At 73.6% G+C, this 19,355-nt stretch carries 18 protein-coding genes; 11 read left to right on the forward strand and 7 right to left on the reverse strand.

From position 1 onward, the window contains the following. Nucleotides 1–65: 65 nt before the first annotated feature. The 5 genes from IE182_RS03960 to paaA are packed head-to-tail and all read right to left on the reverse strand — an operon-like array spanning nt 66 to nt 3,611. Entirely contained in the window at nt 66–1,151 is a 1,086-nt protein-coding gene (locus IE182_RS03960) for a 2Fe-2S iron-sulfur cluster-binding protein (RefSeq protein WP_190108202.1), read from the reverse strand. Beyond that, nucleotides 1,152–1,649 (reverse strand): 1,2-phenylacetyl-CoA epoxidase subunit PaaD, encoded by a 498-nt coding sequence (paaD, locus tag IE182_RS03965; protein WP_190108203.1) that lies wholly within the window; start codon nt 1,647–1,649, stop codon nt 1,152–1,154. Beyond that, nucleotides 1,643–2,380 carry a 1,2-phenylacetyl-CoA epoxidase subunit PaaC gene (paaC, locus tag IE182_RS03970; protein ID WP_190108204.1) on the reverse strand — a complete coding sequence of 246 codons (738 nt, stop codon included), beginning with the start codon at nt 2,378–2,380 and terminating at the stop codon, nt 1,643–1,645. Before paaC ends, paaD begins: the two co-directional genes overlap by 7 nt. Further along, on the reverse strand, nt 2,377–2,664 hold the full coding sequence (gene paaB, locus IE182_RS03975; protein WP_190108205.1) for a 1,2-phenylacetyl-CoA epoxidase subunit PaaB: 288 nt from the start codon (nt 2,662–2,664) through the stop codon (nt 2,377–2,379). The genes paaC and paaB overlap by 4 nt, the downstream gene beginning before the upstream one ends. Beyond that, on the reverse strand, nt 2,661–3,611 hold the full coding sequence (gene paaA / locus IE182_RS03980) for a 1,2-phenylacetyl-CoA epoxidase subunit PaaA (protein WP_190108206.1): 951 nt from the start codon (nt 3,609–3,611) through the stop codon (nt 2,661–2,663). Before paaA ends, paaB begins: the two co-directional genes overlap by 4 nt. A 206-nt stretch (nt 3,612–3,817) precedes the next feature. Here paaA and IE182_RS03985 point away from each other — a divergent pair, with 206 nt between their 5' ends. The 3 genes from IE182_RS03985 to IE182_RS03995 are packed head-to-tail and all read left to right on the forward strand — an operon-like array spanning nt 3,818 to nt 6,498. Next, nucleotides 3,818–4,504, forward strand: coding sequence for a DUF5819 family protein (locus tag IE182_RS03985; RefSeq protein WP_229844551.1), 687 nt, complete (start codon nt 3,818–3,820; stop codon nt 4,502–4,504). After that, a complete protein-coding gene (locus IE182_RS03990) occupies nt 4,501–5,727 on the forward strand; it encodes an HTTM domain-containing protein (protein WP_229844552.1) in 1,227 nt (408 codons plus the stop codon). The genes IE182_RS03985 and IE182_RS03990 overlap by 4 nt, the downstream gene beginning before the upstream one ends. 9 nt (nt 5,728–5,736) lie before the next feature. Then, complete coding sequence (locus IE182_RS03995; protein WP_190108207.1) at nt 5,737–6,498, forward strand: TrmH family RNA methyltransferase; 762 nt, start codon at nt 5,737–5,739, stop codon at nt 6,496–6,498. An 8-nt stretch (nt 6,499–6,506) separates the two neighbouring features. Here IE182_RS03995 and paaN read toward each other — a convergent pair whose 3' ends face one another. Continuing rightward, the gene (paaN, locus tag IE182_RS04000; RefSeq protein ID WP_190108208.1) at nt 6,507–8,213 is read right to left on the reverse strand and encodes a phenylacetic acid degradation protein PaaN; all 1,707 of its coding nucleotides are present in this window, start codon (nt 8,211–8,213) and stop codon (nt 6,507–6,509) included. A 192-nt stretch (nt 8,214–8,405) separates the two neighbouring features. Here paaN and IE182_RS04005 point away from each other — a divergent pair, with 192 nt between their 5' ends. Beyond that, a complete protein-coding gene (locus tag IE182_RS04005) occupies nt 8,406–9,929 on the forward strand; it encodes a 3-hydroxyacyl-CoA dehydrogenase (RefSeq protein ID WP_190108209.1) in 1,524 nt (507 codons plus the stop codon). Between the two features lie 2 nt (nt 9,930–9,931). Next, complete coding sequence (locus IE182_RS04010) at nt 9,932–10,555, forward strand: TetR/AcrR family transcriptional regulator (protein ID WP_190108210.1); 624 nt, start codon at nt 9,932–9,934, stop codon at nt 10,553–10,555. On the opposite strand, the gene IE182_RS04015 is transcribed toward IE182_RS04010, so the two are convergent. Continuing rightward, complete coding sequence (locus IE182_RS04015; RefSeq protein ID WP_190108211.1) at nt 10,552–11,058, reverse strand: Lrp/AsnC family transcriptional regulator; 507 nt, start codon at nt 11,056–11,058, stop codon at nt 10,552–10,554. The two genes, IE182_RS04010 and IE182_RS04015, sit on opposite strands and share 4 nt — an antisense overlap. Before the next feature lie 170 nt (nt 11,059–11,228). Here IE182_RS04015 and pdhA point away from each other — a divergent pair, with 170 nt between their 5' ends. The 6 genes from pdhA to IE182_RS04045 all read left to right on the forward strand — a co-directional run bounded on the left by pdhA (nt 11,229) and on the right by IE182_RS04045 (nt 19,265). Continuing rightward, on the forward strand, nt 11,229–12,398 hold the full coding sequence (gene pdhA / locus IE182_RS04020) for a pyruvate dehydrogenase (acetyl-transferring) E1 component subunit alpha (RefSeq protein WP_190108212.1): 1,170 nt from the start codon (nt 11,229–11,231) through the stop codon (nt 12,396–12,398). Beyond that, complete coding sequence (locus IE182_RS04025) at nt 12,395–13,453, forward strand: alpha-ketoacid dehydrogenase subunit beta (RefSeq protein WP_190108213.1); 1,059 nt, start codon at nt 12,395–12,397, stop codon at nt 13,451–13,453. Before pdhA ends, IE182_RS04025 begins: the two co-directional genes overlap by 4 nt. Beyond that, nucleotides 13,453–14,895, forward strand: coding sequence for a dihydrolipoamide acetyltransferase family protein (locus IE182_RS04030; RefSeq protein ID WP_190108214.1), 1,443 nt, complete (start codon nt 13,453–13,455; stop codon nt 14,893–14,895). The genes IE182_RS04025 and IE182_RS04030 overlap by 1 nt, the downstream gene beginning before the upstream one ends. A gap of 55 nt (nt 14,896–14,950) precedes the next feature. Continuing rightward, on the forward strand, nt 14,951–15,847 hold the full coding sequence (locus IE182_RS04035; RefSeq protein WP_190108215.1) for an NTP transferase domain-containing protein: 897 nt from the start codon (nt 14,951–14,953) through the stop codon (nt 15,845–15,847). 1,244 nt (nt 15,848–17,091) lie between these two features. Then, nucleotides 17,092–18,195: a molybdopterin molybdotransferase MoeA gene (locus IE182_RS32895; RefSeq protein WP_444544987.1), complete on the forward strand. Its 1,104-nt coding sequence runs from the start codon at nt 17,092–17,094 to the stop codon at nt 18,193–18,195. Further along, complete coding sequence (locus tag IE182_RS04045; protein WP_190108217.1) at nt 18,192–19,265, forward strand: potassium channel family protein; 1,074 nt, start codon at nt 18,192–18,194, stop codon at nt 19,263–19,265. Before IE182_RS32895 ends, IE182_RS04045 begins: the two co-directional genes overlap by 4 nt. Nucleotides 19,266–19,355 lie beyond the last annotated feature (90 nt).

Raw genomic sequence — 19,355 nt, forward strand, 5'->3', positions numbered from 1 at the left:
GCAGCCGGCATCCGTCTTTTTCTGACGGTCCGTCAAGATAGGGCAGTGGGCCGCAAGGGGGAACCTCAGCGGTCGAAGTCCAGCTCCACCTTCTCCGTGACCGGGTGCGACTGGCAGGCCAGTACGTACCCGGCGTCCAGCTCCTCCTGCTCCAGCGCGAAGTTGCGGTCCATCCGTACCTCGCCCGAGACCAGGTAGGCCCGGCACGTCCCGCACACCCCGCCCTTGCAGGCGTAGGGCGCGTCGGCGCGGTTGCGCAGCACCGTCTCCAGCAGCGTCTCCCCTTCCCGCACCGGCCAGCTGCCGCCGCGCCCGTCCAGCTGTGCGGTCACCGTGCTGTGCGCGGGTGCCGGGGGCCCGGCGGTGGTGGCCTGCTCCCCCGGCGGCTCCTCCTCCACGTGGAAGAGCTCCTGGTGGATCCGGTCCCGGGGGACCCCGAGGCCGCGCAGCGCCCGCTCCGCCCCCTGCACCAGCCCGTAGGGCCCGCAGAGGAACCAGCCGTCGACCGATTCCACCTGCAGCAGCGCGGGCAGCAGCCGCGTCAGCCGCTCCTCGTCCAGCCGCCCGGAGGCCGGCCCGGCCTGCTGCTCCTCGCGGGAGAGGGTCTGGACGAGCTGGAGCCGGTCGGGGTAGCGGTCCTTGAGCTCGGCGACCTCGTCCAAGAACATCGTCGACGCGGTGGTGCGGTCGCTGCGTATGAGGCAGAACCGGGCAGCGGGCTCGCGCGCCAGCAGGGTCGAGACGATGGACAGGACGGGTGTGATGCCGCTGCCGCCGACGACGGCGGCGAAGTGCCCGGGGCGGGGCTCCAGCACGAACCGTCCGGCCGGGGCCATCACCTCCACGGTGTCCCCCGCGACCAGCTCCTTGAGGGCGTAGGTGGAGAACGCGCCGCCGTCCACCTGCCGCACCGCCACCCGCAGCGTCCGCGGGCCGTCCGGGCCCGGCGCCTGGCCGCAGAGGGAGTACGTACGGCGTATCTCGGCGCCGTCGACGGTCCGGCGCAGGGCGAGGTGCTGGCCGGGCGCGTGGCGGAAGCTCTCGCGCAGCTCCGGGGGCACGGCCAGGGTGACGGCGACCGAGTCGTCGGTGAGCGGCTCGACGGCCGTCACGCGCAGCTGGTGGAAGGCACCATGGCGGGCCGCTGCCATCTACAGCTCCTTGAAGTGGTCGAACGGTTCGCGGCATGCCTCGCAGCGGCGCAGGGCCTTGCAGGCGGTGGACGAGAAGCGGCTCAGCAGCGTGGTCTCGGTGGATCCGCAGTGGGGGCAGCGGATGCCCAGGCCGACCGCCACCGGGCCCGCGGGACCCGTGGGGCGCGGCGGCGCTATCCCGAACTCCGCCAGCTTGCGCCGCCCTTCGGCGGTGATGTCGTCCGTGGACCAGGCGGGGGCGAGGACCGTGCGCACCTCGACCTCGGGCATGCCGCGCTCGCGCAGCACCCGCTCGACGTCGGACGACATCGTCTCGATGGCCGGGCAGCCGGTGTACGTGGGGGTGAGCTCCACCTCCACCCGGCCGGCGCCGGTGACGTGCAGGGCGCGCAGCACGCCCAGCTCGGCCAGGGTCAGTACCGGCAGCTCGGGGTCGGGGACGGCTCCGGCCAGTGCGCGGAGCTCCTCCTCCAGGGGGGTGGGTGCGCTCACCATGACGCCCCCGGGTGGCTGCGGTGCAGATGCTGCATTTCCGCGAGCATCCGGCCGAACGGCTCGGTGTGGATGCCCTGTCGGCCGGCGCCCGCCGTCCAGGCGCCGCTCTGCGGGCCCCCGGGCAGGGTCAGTGTGGCCTGCTCGACGACGCCGGTCACTGCGGTGAGCCAGCCGTCGTGCAGTGCCGTCCAGTCGACGGGCAGCCCGTCCACCGGCTCGAAGAGCTCGCCTGTGTACCGCCACAGGGCGTCCAGGGCGCGCTGCATGCGCTCGTGGCTCTCGGCGGTGCCGTCACCGAGGCGCAGCGTCCAGTGCTCCGCGTGGTCGCGGTGGTAGGCGACTTCCTTGACGGCCTTCGCCGCCAGCGGCGCCAGCGGCCCGTCCTCGGCGGCCAGCTGTCCGTACAGCAGCTGCTGGTAGACGGAGAAGTACAGCTGGCGGGCGATGGTGTGGGCGAAGTCGCCGTTGGGCTGCTCGACGAGCTGGACGTTGCGGAAGGCCCTCTCTTCCCGGAGGTAGGCGAGCTCGTCCTCGTCGCCGACGAGGGAGAGCAGGGTGCGGGCCTGGCCGAGCAGGTCGAGGGCCATGTTGGCGAGGGCGACGTCCTCCTCCAGCACGGGGGCGTTCCCGGCCCACTCCCCCAGCCGGTGGGAGAGCACCAGGGCGTCGTCGCCCAGCGCCAGCGCGGCTGCCGTGCCGAGTGGTGCGGGGGTCGCACGGGCGGGGCTCACAGGTGCCGCACCCCCTCCGGGATGTCGTAGAAGGTCGGGTGGCGGTAGGGCTTGTCGGCGGCGGGCTCGAAGAAGGGGTCCTTCTCGTCGGGCGAGGAGGCGGTGACGGCCGTGGAGGGCACCACCCAGATCGAGACGCCCTCGGAGCGCCGGGTGTAGAGGTCGCGTGCGTTGCGCAGGGCCATCTCCGCGTCCGGGGCGTGGAGGCTGCCGGCGTGGGTGTGGGACAGCCCTCGCCTGCTGCGCACGAACACCTCCCACAGCGGCCATTCCGTGCTGGTCATGCCTTCGCCTCCCCGTGCTTGGCCGCGTATGCGGCGGCTGCCTCGCGCACCCAGGCGCCTTCCTCGTGCGCCTGGCGGCGCCGGCTGATCCGCTGGTCGTTGCAGGGGCCGTTGCCCCGGAGCACTTCGTGGAACTCGTCCCAGTCGATGGGGCCGAAGTCGTGGTGGCCGCGCTCCTCGTTCCACCGCAGGTCGGGGTCGGGGAGCGTCAGGCCGAGGGATGCGGCCTGGGGGACGCAGATGTCGACGAAGCGCTGGCGCAGCTCGTCGTTGGAGTGGCGCTTGATCTTCCAGGCCATGGACTGGGCGGAGTGCGAGGATTCGTCGTCCGGCGGGCCGAACATCATCAGCGACGGCCACCACCAGCGGTCCACCGCGTCCTGGGCCATCGCGTGCTGGGCCTCGGTGCCCCGGCTCAGGGCCAGCAGGAGCTCGTAGCCCTGGCGCTGGTGGAAGGACTCCTCCTTGCAGATGCGGATCATGGCGCGGGCGTAGGGGCCGTAGGAGCAGCGGCACAGCGGGACCTGGTTGGTGATGGCCGCGCCGTCCACGAGCCAGCCGATCGCGCCGACGTCCGCCCAGGTGAGGGTGGGGTAGTTGAAGATCGAGGAGTACCGCTGGCGGCCCGCGTGCAGCTTGTCGAGGAGCTCGTCGCGGCTGGTGCCGAGGGTCTCCGCGGCGCTGTAGAGGTACAGGCCGTGGCCCGCCTCGTCCTGCACCTTGGCCATCAGGATCGCCTTGCGCCGCAGGGACGGCGCCCGGGTGATCCAGTTGGCCTCGGGCTGCATGCCGATGATCTCGGAGTGGGCGTGCTGGGCGATCTGCCGGACCAGTGTGGCGCGGTAGGCGTCAGGCATCCAGTCGCGCGGCTCGATGCGCTCGTCGGCGGCCACGGCGGCATCGAACACCGCCTCCAGCCGCCCAGCCTCCGGCGCAGTCGTCGTCATGCCGTGCCCCCTCGCTCGCTTCTGCGGATGCTCCCTACCGACCGATCGTTCGGTTCAATGGTGGATCGAGGCCCAGGCACTGTCAAGCCTGTGGATAACCCCGGGCCGCTGTGCCTCGTGAGGCGTCGTCGGTACCGTTCGGGTGCACGCCGGGCCCACCCGGCGCTGCACGGCACATCGGAGCAGGACGCGGAACGGGGCGGGTCATGGAGAGGGACGGGCGCGAACACGCCGGCGGCGACGCCGGGCAGGACGCCGGGCTGGAGGGCCTGTCCGTGCCGTCCCGCATCGTCGTCGCGGGCGGCGTGGCGTTGGTGGGACTGGCCGCCGCGATCCATCTGGCGATGGTGTTCCTGCACGTCGCACCGTCGAACACCGTCAGCAAGCAGCACGCGGCGGCGATCGACGACTACGTCTACCCGGAGTTCGAACAGAACTGGAAGTTCTTCGCCCCCAACCCCCTCCAGCAGAACGTCGCCGTCCAGGCCCGCGCCGAACTGCGCGGCGCCGACGGCCGGACGAGCGTCACCCCCTGGACGGACCTGTCGGCCCGGGACGGCGCCGGCATACTCCACAACCCCTTCCCCAGCCACACGCAGCAGAACGAACTCCGCCGCGCCTGGGACTTCTACACCAGCACGCACGACGCCCGTGAGCAGCCCGCCGGCCTGCGCGGCCGCCTCTCCGAGCAGTACGTGCGCCGCCTGGTCTTCTCCCGGCTGGGTGCCGCGCAGAACGGCCGCCCGGTCGACCGGATACAGGTGCGCTCGATGACCACGGCCATCGCCCCTCCGCCGTGGAGCGACGAGAAGGTGGACACCAAGCCGGTCTACCGCATGCTGGACTGGTGGCCCGTCACCACCGCCGACCGCGCCGAGGTGACGACCCGATGACGGCCTCGCTCACGCGCGGGCTCACCCGCGTCACCGGCTCCTCCCTGGGCCCCTACCAGACGGCCGTCATCCGCATCGGCCTCTCCTTCGTCTGGCTCTGCTACCTGCTGCGCGAGTGGCCCCACCGCCGCGAGCTCTACGGACCCGACGCCCCCTGGAGCTGGGGGATGGCCGAGCAGCTGACCGGCGACAACCACGCCTTCACGCCGCTGATGTGGTCCGACAGTCCGGTGTGGTTCGAGGCCGTCTACGTGCTGGCCATGGTCTCCAGCGCCCTCCTGATGCTCGGGTGGCGCACCAGGACCATGTCCGTGCTCTCCATGCTCGGCGTGCTGTCGCTGCAGAACCGCAGCGTCTTCATCGGGGACGGCGGTGACAACGTCATCCACCTGATGGCGCTCTACACCGTGCTCACCCGCTGCGGGCAGGTCTGGTCCCTGGACGCGCGGCGCGCCGCGCGCCGGGACGGGGACGGCCGCGGCCCGGTGGACGTGCCCGGCATCGCGCTGTGGACGGTGTGCGGGCTCGCGCTCGCCGTCACGCAGGGGCTGGGCGTCGCCGGGATGGCGTGGACGAACCACGGACCGCTGCCTGGCCTGGGCTGGGCCGCTGCCCTGTGGGGGCTGTGGCTCGTCCACGGACTGTGGTGGGCGGCGGGGCGCTACGCCCCGGGCGAGCCCCGTGCGGTGCTGAACGTGCTGGGCCATCTCGCGCACAACGCCGCCCTCCTGGTGATCATGGTGGAGGTCTGCCTGATCTATGCGACGGCCGGCTGGTACAAGATCCAGGGCTCGCGCTGGCAGGACGGCACCGCGCTCTACTACCCCCTGCACATCGACTACTTCTCGCCCTGGCCCGGTCTGTCGCACGCCCTGGCGGTGAGCGGGACGGTCGTGATGCTGCTCAGCTACGGGACGGTGGCGGCGCAGGTCGCGTTCCCGTTCACGCTGATGAACCGGCGGGCGAAGAACGTGCTGCTGGTGGTGATGATGGTCGAGCACGTGGGGATCGCCGTCCTGATGGGCCTGCCGTTCTTCTCGCTGGCGATGGTCGTGGCCGACGCCATATTCCTGCCGACCTCCTTCCTGCAGCGGCTGGGGGCGTTCGTCGCACGGGCCCTGCCCCGGACCCGCTCCTTCTCCGGCTCCGGGCCAAAGCTCCTCCCCGCCCCCCGGTCCGCCGGTGCCGGGCAGCCCGGCCTGGTGCGGGAACAGGGACCGTAGGCTGGGGCAATGACCCAGGACGATGCCGGCGCCGCCGTGCTGCGCGCATGGGGTGCCGCGGCACCCGACGCCGTGCTGCTCGACGGCTTTCACGCACTCAAGCACGCCCTGCGCTTCGGGGCGCGCGTCGGGCCGGCCGTCACCAGCGACAAGGCGGCCGCGCTGGCGCTGGCGGCGGAGCTGGCGGACGACCTGACGGACGTGCTGCGCGAGCTGCTGGTGGAGGTGCCCGCGCAGGCGCTGCGCGAGCTCGTGCCCAGGGTCCACCCCACCGGCGTGGCCGCGCTCGCCGCCCGCCGCGACCGGCAGGCCAACCTCGACGCCATGGCGCAGCTGCCCCGCACGTCGCCCGTGGTCGTCCTGGACAACCCCCGCAACCTCGGCAACGTCGGCGCCGTGATCCGCCTCGCCGCCGGCTTCGGTGCCACGGGCGTGGTCACCACCGGCGACCTCGATCCGTGGCACCCCAATGCCGTGCGGTCCGGAGCCGGGCTCCACTACGCCACGGCCGTCGAGCGGCTGCCCCTGGAGGAGCTGCCGCCCGGCCCGCTGTACGTCCTGGACCCGGAGGGGGAGGACATCAGGTCCCTGGCCGTACCCGACGACGCGCTGATCGCCTTCGGCTCCGAGCGGCACGGCATCTCGCCGGAGCTGCGGGCGAGGGCGACCCGGCTGGTCGCCCTGCCCATGCGGCCCCAGGTGTCCAGCTACAACCTCGCCACCAGCGTCGCCATGACGCTCTTCCACTGGGGCGGGCCGGCACCCGCCTGACGACGGTGTCAGGCAGGGCGGCGCACCTCGACCGTGCGGAACCGGCTCGCGACGAACGCCCCGTCGCACAGCGCCGCATTGGCGGCGGGGTTGCCGCCCGTGCCGTGGAAGTCGGAGAACGCGGCCGTCTGGTTGACGTACACGCCGCCCGTCAGGTTGAGGGAGAGCTGGGCGCACTCCTCCAGGCACGCCTCCTCGATCAGCCGCTCGACGTCCGGCGACGTGGTGTACGCGCCGACCGTCATCGCCCCCTTCTCCCGGACCGTGCGGCGCAGCAGCTCCACGGCGTCGGCGGCGGAGTCGACGGCCACCGCGAAGGCCACCGGGCCGAAGCACTCCGAGAAGTAGGCCGCTTCGGCGTCCGGCTTGGCGCCGTCGAGCTTGACGATCACGGGCGTGCGGACCGTGGCACCGGGGAAGTCGGGGTTCGCCACGGACCGGGAGGCGAGGGCCACCTCGCCCAGCTGGGCGGCGGCGTCGATGCGGGCGCCGACCTGGTCGTTGACGATGGCGCCGAGCAGGGCGTTGGCCCGGGCGTCGTCGCCCAGCAGCTTCTCCACGGCGGTGGCCAGGTCGGCGACGACCTCGTCGTACGACTTGTGCCCGGCGTCGGTGCCGATGCCCTCGCGCGGGACCAGCAGGTTCTGCGGGGTGGTGCACATCTGGCCGCTGTACAGGGACAGGGAGAAGGCCAGGTTGGAGAGCATGCCCTTGTAGTCGTCGGTCGAGTCGACGACGACCGTGTTGACGCCGGCCTTCTCCGTGAAGACCTGGGCCTGGCGGGCGTTCGTCTCCAGCCAGTCGCCGAAGGCGGTGGAGCCGGTGTAGTCGATGATGCGGATCTCCGGGCGCACCGCCAGGGCCTTGGCGATGCCCTCGCCGTCGCGCTCGGCGGCCAGGGCGACGAGGTCGGGGGAGAAGCCGGCCTCGGCCAGTACCTCGCGGGCGATGCGCACGCTCAGCGCGAGCGGCAGCACCGCGCGCGGGTGCGGCTTGACCAGCACGGCGTTGCCCGTGGCGAGCGAGGCGAACAGGCCCGGGTAGCCGTTCCACGTGGGGAAGGTGTTGCAGCCGATGAGCAGTGAGACGCCGCGCGGTACGGCGGTGAACTCCTTCTTCAGCTCCAGGGGGTCGCGCTTGCCCTGCGGCTTGGACCACTGCGCGGAGCCGGGCACGGCCGCCTGGGCGGCGTAGGCGTAGGCCACGGCCTCCAGGCCGCGGTCCTGGGCGTGCGGCCCGCCGGCCTGGAACGCCATCATGAACGCCTGGCCGCTGGTGTGCATGACCGTGTGGGCGATCTCGTGCGTACGGGCGTTGATGCGCGCGAGGATCTCCAGACAGACCGCGGCCCGTGCCTTCGGCCCGGCCTCGCGCCACGCGGGCACGGCCGCGCGCAGGGCCGGCAGCAGGACATCGATGTCGGCGTGCGGATACTCCACGCCGAGCTCCAGGCCGTAGGGCGAGGACTCGGTGGCCGACCAGCCGTCGGTGCCCGGCTGGTCCAGCTCGAAGCGCCGGCCGCGCAGCGCGTCGAAGGCGGCCTGTCCCTCGGCGGCGTCCAGGCTGCCGGGCACGCCCTGGCCGTCGGCGCCGTATGCCTTGGGGTGCTCGGGGTACGGCGACCAGTAGGCGCGTGAACGGATGGCGTCCAGGGCCTGGTCGAGCGTGGGCAGGTGCTTCTCGATCAACTGGGCGGTGGTGAGTCCGGCGGTCACGTCTGACCAACTCCTCGTCGAGCGGGGCTCTGACAGTGCGACTGGGGCGACTGGGGGCGACTGGGGGCGACAGGATCGGGCGACTGCGTTCGGGGGACGGGAACATCCCCGATGGATACAGTAACCGAACGATCGGTCGGGACAAGGGGGCCCGGCAAAGCTGTGGACAACTCATCGGGGAGGATCACAGACATGACCCCAATCGACCCGTCCCGCACCGTCGCCGTCGTCGGCACGGGCACCATGGGACAGGGAATCGCCCAGGTCGCCCTGGCCGCGGGGCACCCCGTGCGGCTGTACGACGCCGCCCCCGGCCGGGCGGCGGAGGCGGCCCGGGCCCTCGCCGGCCGCCTCGGCCGGCTCGTGGACAAGGGCAGGCTCGACGCGGCCGACCGGGACGCGGCACTCGCCCGCCTGCGCCCTGCCGCACAGCTGACCGAACTCGCCGACTCCGCGCTCGTCATCGAGGCGATTCTCGAACAACTCGACGCCAAGCAGAAGCTGTTCGGTGAGCTGGAATCGGTCGTCCCCGACGACTGCCTGCTGGCCACCAACACCTCCTCGCTGTCCGTGACCGCCGTCGCGGGCGCCCTCCGCCGGCCCGAGCGCTTCGTCGGCCTGCACTTCTTCAACCCCGCCCCCCTGCTGCCGCTCGTGGAGGTCGTCCGCGGCCACGCCACGGACCAGGCGGCCGCCGAGCGGGCCCGCGCCACCGTGACCGCCTGGGGCAAGACGCCCGTGAGCTGCGCCGACACCCCGGGCTTCCTCGTCAACCGGATCGCCCGGCCCTTCTACGCCGAGGCGTTCCGGCTCCACGAGGAGCAGGTCGCCGACCCCGCCACCATCGACGCCGTGCTGCGGGAGAGCGGCGGCTTCGCGATGGGACCGTTCGAGCTCACCGACCTCATCGGCCAGGACGTGAACAACGCCGTCACCCGTTCGGTGTACGAGGCGTTCTTCCACGCCCCGAAGTTCACGCCGTCGCTCGCCCAGCAGCGGCTCGTGGAGGCCGGGCTGCTCGGCCGCAAGACGGGCCGCGGCTGGTACGACCACGGCGAGGGCGCCGAGCGCCCCGAGCCGCACACGGCCGGGCCCTGCCGGGCGCCCGGGGCGATCGGGCACAGCCTGCGGCTGTCCGGGCCCGCCGCCGTCCTGCCGCGGATGATCGAGGAAGCGGGCATCAAGGTCACCCGGGAGGGCGGCGAGGACGTCTTCGACGGCTGCCTCGTCCTGCCGGGCGGCACCCGGCTGGCCCTGGCCGACGGCCAGGGGCCCACCAACGCCGCCTACCTGGGGCCGCGCATCGACTTCGACCTGGCCCTGGACTACCGCACCTGCACCCGCATCGCCCTCGCCCCCTCGGCGACCGCGCCCCGGGAGGACGTCGAGGCGGCCATCGGCCTGTTCCAGGCCCTCGGCAAGAAGGTCAGCGTCATCGGGGACGCCCCCGGCATGATCGTCGCCCGGACGGTCGCCCTGCTCGTGGACTTCGCCGAGGACGCCGCGGGCCGGGGCGTGGCGAGCCGCGAGGACATCGACACCGCCATGCGCGCAGGCGTGAACTACCCCCGCGGCCCCCTGGAGTGGGCCCGCGAGCTGGACACCGACTGGCTCGACCAGTTCCTGCGGAACATGGACCACGAGTACCCGGGCGGCCGCTACGCCGCCTGCCAGCCCCTCCGCCGCCGTGCGGCCGTCAAGGAGAGCCTGCTGTAATCATGACCATGGCCAAGCGCGACACCTACACGCCCGAATCGCTGCTCGCGGTCGCCGTCAAGGTGTTCAACGAGCGGGGCTACGACGGCACCTCCATGGAGCACCTCTCCAAGGCGGCCGGCATCTCCAAGTCCTCGATCTACCACCACGTCAAGGGCAAGGAGGAGCTGCTCCGGCTCGCGATAAGCCGCGCGCTGGACGGGCTCTTCGCCGTGCTCGGGGAGCCGGGCGCCACCGGCGGGCCCGCGATCGACCGGCTCGAATACGTCACCCGGCGCACGGTCGAGGTGCTGATGGCCGAGCTGCCCTACGTGACGCTGCTGCTGCGGGTGCGGGGCAACACGGACACCGAGCGCTGGGCGATGGAGCGGCGCCGCGAGTTCGACCACCAGGTCGCCGAGCTGCTGAAGGAGGCCGCCTGCGAGGGTGACCTCCGGGAGGACGTGGACATCCGGCTGGCGACCCGGCTGCTCTTCGGAATGATCAATTCCATCGTGGAGTGGTACCGGCCGGAGCGCGGTGGTGCCGCCACCAGCGCCGAGGTGGCCGACGCCGTCGTCCACACCGCCTTCGCCGGCCTGCGCACCTACAGCCAGCGGCCTCCCGGCCGCCGGCTTCCCGGCTAGCGGCCTTCGTCGAGGGGGCGGTCCTCCTTGAGGTCCGTCTCCTCGAAGACCAGCAGCGTGCGGGTGCTCAGCACCTCTTCGATGGCCTGGATGCGGGTGAGGACGAGCTCGCGCAGGGCTCGGTTGTCCTTGGTGTGGACGAGCATCAGGACGTCGAAATCCCCGCTGACCAGGGCGATGTGGGCCACCCCGGGCAGCCCGCGGAGCTCCTCGCGGACCGTGCGCCAGGAGTTCTGGACGATCTTCATCGTGATGTAGGCGGACGCGCCGTGCCCGGCCCGTTCCTGATCGATGCGGGCACCGAAGCCCTTGATCACGCCGTCGTCGATGAGCCGGTTGATCCGGGCGTAGGCGTTGGCGCGCGAGACGTGCACACGCTCGGCCACCGAGCGTATCGAGGCGCGTCCGTCGCTCTGGAGCATCCGCAGGATCGAGCGGTCGATGTCGTCCAGTGGGCGGGCAGCCGGTCTGCCGCCCGATGTGGCCATCTGTTCGTCCGGCATCCCGCCATGCCTCCCCTTCATGGACGTCCTGTTCATATCTCAAGTTGTGGAGAACCGTTTGTCCACAGGCTCGGGCCGCCTGTAGCCAAAAAGTGCCGACGACCGAACAATCGGTAGGGAGAGCGCAGGACGCTTTCCGGTCAAGCTCGTCCCAAGAGGAGGTGCTCGTCATGACGGTTCTGGAGCAGCCCGGGTCGTACCGGCCCATCCCGCCCCCGGCCTGGCAACCCCGTACCGACCCCGCCCCGCTGCTGCCCGACGCGGAGCCGTACCGCCTGCTGGGCACCCCCGCCGCGAAGCGGCTCGATCCGGCCCTCCTGCGGAGGCTGTACGGGCAGCTCGTGCGCGGCCGCCGGTACAACACCCAGGCCACGGCACTGACCCGCCAGGGCCGGCTGGCCGTCTACCCCTCCTCCACCGGGCAGGAGGCGTGCGAGGTCGCCGCCGCGCTGGCGCTGGAGGAGCGGGACTGGCTCTTCCCCAGCTACCGCGACACCCTCGCGGCCGTCGTGCGCGGCCTGGACCCCGTGCAGGCACTGACCCTGCTGCGCGGTGACTGGCACACCGGCTACGACCCCCACGAGCACCGCGTCGCCCCGCTGTGCACCCCGCTGGCCACCCAGCTCCCGCACGCCGTGGGGCTCGCCCACGCGGCCCGGCTCAAGGGCGACGACGTCGTCGCGCTCGCCATGGTCGGCGACGGCGGCACCAGCGAGGGCGACTTCCACGAGGCCCTGAACTTCGCCGCCGTCTGGCGGGCACCGGTCGTCTTCTTCGTCCAGAACAACGGCTTCGCCATCTCCGTACCGCTCGCCAAGCAGACCGCCGCGCCCTCGCTCGCCCACAAGGCCGTCGGTTACGGCATGCCCGGCCGGCTCGTCGACGGCAACGACGCGGCCGCCGTGCACGAGGTCCTCTCCGAGGCCGTGCACCGCGCCCGGGCCGGCGGCGGACCCACGCTGGTCGAGGCCGTCACCTACCGCATCGACGCCCACACCAACGCCGACGACGCCACCCGCTACCGCAGCGACGCCGAGGTCGAGACCTGGCGGGCGCACGACCCGATCGCCCTGCTGGAGCGGGAGCTCACGCGTCGCAAGCTGCTGGACGATGCCGCGATACAGGCCGAACGGGACGCCGCCGAGCGGATGGCCGCCGATCTGCGCGAGCGAATGAACCAGGACCCCGCGCTCGACCCGATGGAACTGTTCACACATGTTTACGCCGAACAGACTGCCCAACTGCGCGAGCAGGCAGCACAATTGCGTGCTGAGCTGACTGCTGCGGGGGAGCTCCCGCGCCCCCTGGAGGGCGGCCCCCAGGAAGGAACGCAGCGATGACCACCGCGCCCGTCGAGACCGGCCGCAAGCCCGCCACCATGGCGCAGGCGCTGGTCCGGGCGTTGCGCGACGCCATGGCCGACGACCCGGCCGTGCACGTCCTCGGCGAGGACGTCGGCACCCTGGGCGGCGTCTTCCGGGTGACCGACGGACTGGCCAAGGAGTTCGGCGAGGACCGCTGCACGGACACGCCCCTGGCCGAGGCGGGCATCCTCGGGACGGCCGTGGGCATGGCCATGTACGGGCTGCGGCCCGTGGTGGAGATGCAGTTCGACGCCTTCGCCTATCCCGCCTTCGAGCAGCTCATCAGCCACGTCGCCCGCATGCGCAACCGCACCCGCGGTGCGATGCCCATGCCCATCACCGTCCGCGTGCCCTACGGCGGCGGCATCGGCGGCGTGGAGCACCACAGCGACTCCTCCGAGGCGTACTACCTGGCCACGCCGGGGCTCCACGTCGTCGCCCCGGCGACCGTCGCCGACGCCTACGGCCTGCTGCGCGCCGCGATCGCCTCCGACGACCCGGTGATCTTCCTGGAGCCCAAGCGGCTGTACTGGTCGAAGGCCGACTGGGACGCCGAGCGGCCGGAGCAGGTGCCGGGCATCGGCCGGGCGGTCGTGCGCCGGCCGGGCACGTCCGCGACGCTCATCACCTACGGGCCCTCCGTGCCCGTGTGCATGGAGGCGGCCGAGGCGGCCACGGCGGAGGGCTGGGACCTGGAGGTCGTCGACCTCCGGTCGCTGGTGCCCTTCGACGAGGAGACCGTCTGCGCGTCCGTGCGCCGGACCGGCCGGGCCGTGGTGGTGCACGAGTCGACGGGCTTCGGCGGCCCGGGCGGAGAGATCGCGGCCCGCGTCACCGAGCGCTGCTTCCACCACCTGGAGGCCCCGGTCCTGCGGGTGGCGGGCTTCGACATCCCCTACCCGCCGCCGATGCTGGAAAAGCACCACCTGCCGGGGGTGGACCGGGTCCTGGACGCGGTGGCGCGGCTGCAGTGGGAAGCGGAATGGACCTCTGAAGGCGACGGCAACGCATACGAGAGTGGTGCGCTCTGATGGCGGTGGTGCGCGAGTTCACGCTGCCCGACCTCGGTGAAGGACTCACGGAGGCGCAGGTGGTCCGCTGGATGGTGAACGTCGGCGACGTCGTCGCCGTCGACCAGCCGGTGGTCGAGGTCGAGACGGCGAAGGCCATGGTGGAGGTCCCCTGCCCCTACGGGGGCGTGGTGACCGCCCGCTTCGGCGAGGAGGGGACGGAGCTGCCCGTCGGCGCCCCGCTGCTGACGGTGGCGGTGGGGGAGCCGGCCGCGGTGCCGGATCCCGACGCGCCGGAGCCCGTCGCGACGGCTTCCGGTTCCGCGTCCGGCGGTGGGGACGAGGGATCGGGCAACGTGCTCGTCGGCTACGGCACGCAGGCGCCGGCGGCCCGGCGCCGCCGGGTCCGGCCGCAGGCCCGCGAGGCCGTGCGCTCCGCAGAGCGGGTGCCCGCGGCCACGTCCCTGGCGGTGATCTCCCCGCTCGTACGGCGCCTCGCACGGGAACGCGGCGTGGATCTGTCCCGGGTGCGCGGCAGCGGCCCGGAGGGGCTGATCACGCGCGCGGACGTCGAAGCGGCGGCGCACGAGGTGCACGCGGCGGGAGCGGTGTCCGGGGCGGCGGCGGTGTCCGTGGCTGCGGAGCGGACGTCGCCTGCGGGACAGGCGGTTTCCGCAGCGGGGGCCGGGGCGACCGCCCGGACGGCGCGGCCCGGGCACCGGGCCGAGGCGGGCCGTCCCGGCCGCCGTGTGGCAGCCGGCCGGCAGACCGCCGACGGTCTGCGCGTACCACTGCGCGGGGTGCGCGGGGTGGTGGCCGACAAGCTCAGCCGCAGCCGCCGGGAGATCCCGGACGCGACGTGCTGGGTGGACGCGGACGCCACGGAGCTGATGGCCGCCCGCCGCGCCATGAACGTCTCCGGCGGGGCCAAGGTCTCCCTGCTGGCGCTGCTGGCGCGCATCTGCACGGCGGCGCTCGCGAAGTACCCCGAGCTCAACGCCACGGTGGACACCGAGGCCCGCGAGATCGTCACGCTGCCCGACGTCCACCTGGGCTTCGCGGCCCAGACCGATCGCGGCCTGGTCGTTCCCGTCGTGCGCGACGCGAACGCACGCAACGCCGTCGAGCTGTCGGTGGAGATGGCCCGGCTCACCGAGGCCGCACGGGCCGGCAAGCTCAGCCCGGCCGAGCTGACCGGCGGCACCTTCACCCTCAACAACTACGGGGTGTTCGGCGTCGACGGCTCCACGCCGATCATCAACCACCCCGAGGCGGCGATGCTCGGCGTCGGCCGAATAGCACCGAAGCCGTGGGTGCACCAAGGAGAGTTGGCGGTGCGGCAGGTGGTGCAGCTGTCCTTCACCTTCGACCACCGGGTGTGCGACGGCGGGGTCGCGGGCGGCTTCCTGCGGTACGTGGCCGACTGCGTCGAGCAGCCGGCGGTGCTGCTGCGGACGGTCTGAGGGGGCCCGCCCGGCCGGGCCCTCGCCTCTGCCGGGGGCTCGCCATACTCGACGCGTGACGGATACGGATTACGACGCGGTAGTGCTGGCCGGGGGTGCCGCCCGGCGACTGGGCGGGGCCGACAAGCCCGCGGTGCGGGTCGGCGGGCGGCCCCTGCTGGACCGGGTGCTGAGCGCCTGCGCCGGTGCCGGCAGGACGGTCGTCGTGGGGCCGCGCCGCCCCACGGTCCGGCCGGTGACCTGGACCCGGGAGGAGCCGCCGGGAGGCGGGCCGCTGGCCGGGCTGGCCGCCGGGTTGCGACACGTCGGGGCCGAGCGGGTGCTCGTGCTCTCCGCCGATCTGCCGTTCCTGGAGGCGGAGGCCGTCGGGGCGCTGCTGGAGGCCATCGGCGTGACGGGCGGCGAGGGGGCTGTGCTCACCGATGCCGGGGGGCGGGAGCAGCCGCTGGTCGCGGTGTACGGGGCGGAGCCGTTGCGGCGCGAGCTGGGGCTGCTCGTCGCCGAGCACGGCACGCTGAACGGACTGCCGCTGCGGCTGCTCACGAACGAGCTGGAGCTCGCCCGCCTCCACCACCTCACCGCCGCCTTCGACTGCGACACCTGGGAGGACATCGGCACGGCCCGTGCGCGCATCAGGGACGATGGGAGCGTGCTCGATGAATGGATCTCCGCGGTCAAGGCCGAGCTCGGCATCGAACTGGATGTCGACAGGGCCGGCCTTCTCGACCTCGCGCGCGATGCCGCGCACGGTGTGGCGCGCCCTGCCGCGCCCCTGACGACCTTCCTCGTCGGGTACGCGGCCGCCCAGCGCGGCGGCGGCCCGGAGGCCGTGGCCGAGGCGGCCCGCCGGGCCGGTGCGCTGGCCGCGCGGTGGGCGGAGGAGACGGACGCTGCGGCGGCCGGGCCTGCGTCTGGGGCTGCGCCTGCGTCTGGGGCTGACGAGTCGTCATGAGTGAGCGCGAGAACGACGCGGCGCTGGAGCGGGCGACGGATGAGGCGTTGGCGTTGCTGGCCGATTCGGGGTCTGCGTCGTCTGCGCCGTCTGCGCCGTCTGCGTCGTCCGGGCCGTCTGCGTCGTCCGGGCCGTCTGCGCGTGATGCGCGGGGCGTGCGGGAGGCGCGGGCGCCGCGTGACGGTTTCTCGTTCGACTTTGCGTCGGATCCGTTCGCCGGCGCGGCGGGGGGTGAGGGCTCGCGGGCGGTGCGGGAGGAGGAGCTGGACGTGCCGTTTGCGGGGGTGCGGTTCTTCGACACGATGCGTGGGGGTGGGGAGGATTCCCCCACCCCGCCCCTTCCCGAAACCGGGGCTTCGCCCCGGACCCCGAGGGGCGGGTGGGACGAGCTCCCCGGTGCCGGGTGCGGCGACGGGGCGGCGGTGGCGGCCGCCGCACGGCCGTGTGCCTGCGCCGATTCGGCGGAGCCTCCTGAGACGTCCCTTGGGCAGGGGACGCTCCAGCTGCCGGAGCCTGCCACGCTCTCCCGGCCCACACCGCGCCGCGCCCGCGGGCGAGCCACGGCCGGTGCGCTCCCGCCTTCGACTTCCGCGTCCGGCGCCCACAAGCCGGACGCCTCTGCGGGTATGCCCCAGCCTCCGGCTCCCGCTTCCGGCGCGTACGACCGGGGTGTCCTCGCCGGTGCTGCCGCGGCAGGTTCCGCATCCGGCGACCGCGAGCCCGGAGCCTCTGCCGGTGCGTTCGGCTCCCCGTCCCGCGCCCACGGCCCGAGTGCCTCTGCTGGTGTGCCCGGCTGCCCCGGTTCGGCAGCGGGTGACCCTGGGCTCGGCGTCGGTGCTGGGTCCTCCCCGTCTCGCCCCCACGGCCCGAGTGCCTCTGCCGGTGCGTCCGGCGGCTGCCCCGGTTCTGCGGCCGGTGATCCCGGGCCCGGCGTCGCTGCTGGGTCCGGTGCGGCCGGCTCCCCGTCCCGTCCCCACCGTCCCAGTGCCTCTGCCGGTTCCCCCGGTTCCACCGGTTCCGCCGACACACCGGACCCGGCCCGCAGCCGCCCGCAGCAGCCCTCTGCCCATCACAAGGCCCCCGCCCCCACCCCCCACGCGCAGCGGGCCGGCGGGGGAGAGCACCGTTCCCCTGCCGTCTCCTGGCCCGTTGCGCGGGCTCTGGCCGGGGAGGTCGGGGAGCGGCTTGTTGCTGCGCACTGCGGGGTCGCCGAGGCGTTGGGGCAGGCGTTGGCGGGTGTGGTGGTGGCGCTCACCGATCTGCCGGCGTTCGACACCTCCGCCATGGACGGGTGGGCCGTCGCCGGGCCCGGGCCCTGGCGGTTGCCGCACGGGGAGGAGCACGCCGGCATCCTCGCCGGGTGCCCCGACGTCCTGCCGCTCCGCGACGGCGAAGCCGTCCGCATCGCCACCGGCGCGCGCGTACCGCCCGGCGCGACCGCCGTGCTGCGCAGTGAGCACGGCACCGTCCGCCCGCAGGGCGAGCTGTACGCCAGCCGGCACCTCACGCAGGGCCAGGACATCCGGCCGCGTGGACAGGAGTGCCGGCGCGGCGACGAGTTGCTGCCCGCCGGCACCCTCGTCACGCCCGCCGTGCTCGGCCTCGTCTCCGCCGCGGGGTACGACCGGCTGCGCGTCGTCCCCCGCCCGCGCGTCGAGGTGCTCGTCCTCGGCGACGAACTCCTCCGCGAGGGGCTGCCGCACGACGGCCGCATCCGGGACGCGCTCGGTCCCCTGCTCGGGCCCTGGCTGCAGGCCCTCGGCGCCGAGCCCGTGGGCGTCCGGCGGCTGGGGGACGACGCCGCCGCGCTGCGGGCCGCGCTGGAGGCGTCGGACGCCGACGTCGTCCTCACCACGGGCGGCACGGCCGGCGGCCCGGTCGACCACGTCCACCCCACGCTGCACGGCCTCGGTGCCGAGCTGCTGGTAGACGGCGTCGCCGTCCGCCCCGGCCACCCGATGCTGCTCGCCCGCCTCGCGCCGGGACGGTACCTGGTCGGCCTGCCCGGCAATCCGCTCGCCGCCGTCGCCGGCCTGCTGACCCTCGCCGAGCCGCTGCTGCGGACCCTCTCCGGCCGCCCGGCCGCCGAGCGGTGGGGCGCCCGGCTCACCGAGGCCGCCCCCGGGCACGCCACCGACACCCGCCTGGTGCCGGTGGCCTACGAGGGCGGCGGCCGGGTCCGGCCGCTGCGCTTCCACGGCCCCGCCATGCTGCGCGGCATCGCGAGCGCCGACGCGCTGGCCGTCGTCCCGCCCGGTGGTGTGGACCACGGCGGCCGGGCCGAGCTCCTCGGCCTGCCCTGGCAGACGGGCCCCTGGCAGACCGGCCTTGCGGGAGGCGCCCGGTGATCCTCCCCAGCCACGACGCCGCGGCCCGCGACGGCCAGCACGAGCCCGACTTCCGGGTCCTGCTGCCCCGCTACACCGTGGCCCCGATACGGCAGGTCGGCCGGCGCCTGCTGATGGCGCTGCTGGTCATGGTCGCCACGGTGTTCATCGTCTACGCCGACCGCGGCGGCTACCACGACAACGCCGACGGCAGCGTGGACTTCCTCGACGCCGTCTACTACTCCACCGTCACCCTGTCCACCACCGGATACGGCGACATCGTCCCGCACAGCGACAGCGCCCGGCTGTCGAACATCCTGCTGGTGACGCCTCTCCGTGTCCTCTTCCTGATCATTCTGGTCGGCACCACGCTTGAGGTCCTCACCGAGCGCACCCGCGAGCAGTGGCGGCTGACCCGCTGGAGGTCCGCCTTGCGCGATCACACCGTCGTCGTCGGCTTCGGCACCAAGGGCCGGTCGGCCGTGCAGACCCTCTGCGCGGCGGCCGGCGGCACGGTGCGCGAGAAGCAGCGGATCATCGTCGTCGACCCCAACCCCAAGGTCGTCGAATCGGCCACGGCACACGGCTACGCGGGCGTCATCGGCGACGCGACCCGCAGCGACGTCCTGACGCGGGCCGAGGTCCAGAAGGCCCGTCAGATCATCGTGGCCACGCAGCGCGACGACACCGCCGTGCTCGTCACCCTCACCGCCCGTCAGCTCAACCGCACCGCGAAGATCGTGGCGGCCGTGCGGGAGGAGGAGAACGCCCCGCTGCTGCGGCAGTCCGGCGCCGACGCGGTCATCACGAGCGCCAGCGCGGCCGGCCGGCTGCTGGGCCTGTCCGTGCTCAGTCCCAGCGCCGGCACGGTCATGGAGGACCTCATCCAGCAGGGCAGCGGCCTCGACATCGTCGAACGGCCCGTGGTCAAGGCCGAGGTGGGGCGCGGCGTGCGGGACACCGACGACCTCGTCGTCTCCGTCCTGCGCGGGCACCGCCTGCTCGGCTACGACGACCCCGAGGCGAGCCCCCTCAAGGCCACCGACCGCCTGATCACGATCGTGCGGGCCCGCCCGCCCGCCGAGGGGTAGGCACGGGCGCGGGGCCCCGGCGGAAACCCGCCGCCGTGCAAGGGCGCCCCCGTCAAGGGCTGCGGCGGCGGCCCCCGCGAAGTAGCCTCG

Source organism: Streptomyces cinnamoneus (assembly GCF_014650495.1).
In the GTDB taxonomy this organism is placed as follows: domain Bacteria; phylum Actinomycetota; class Actinomycetes; order Streptomycetales; family Streptomycetaceae; genus Streptomyces; species Streptomyces cinnamoneus.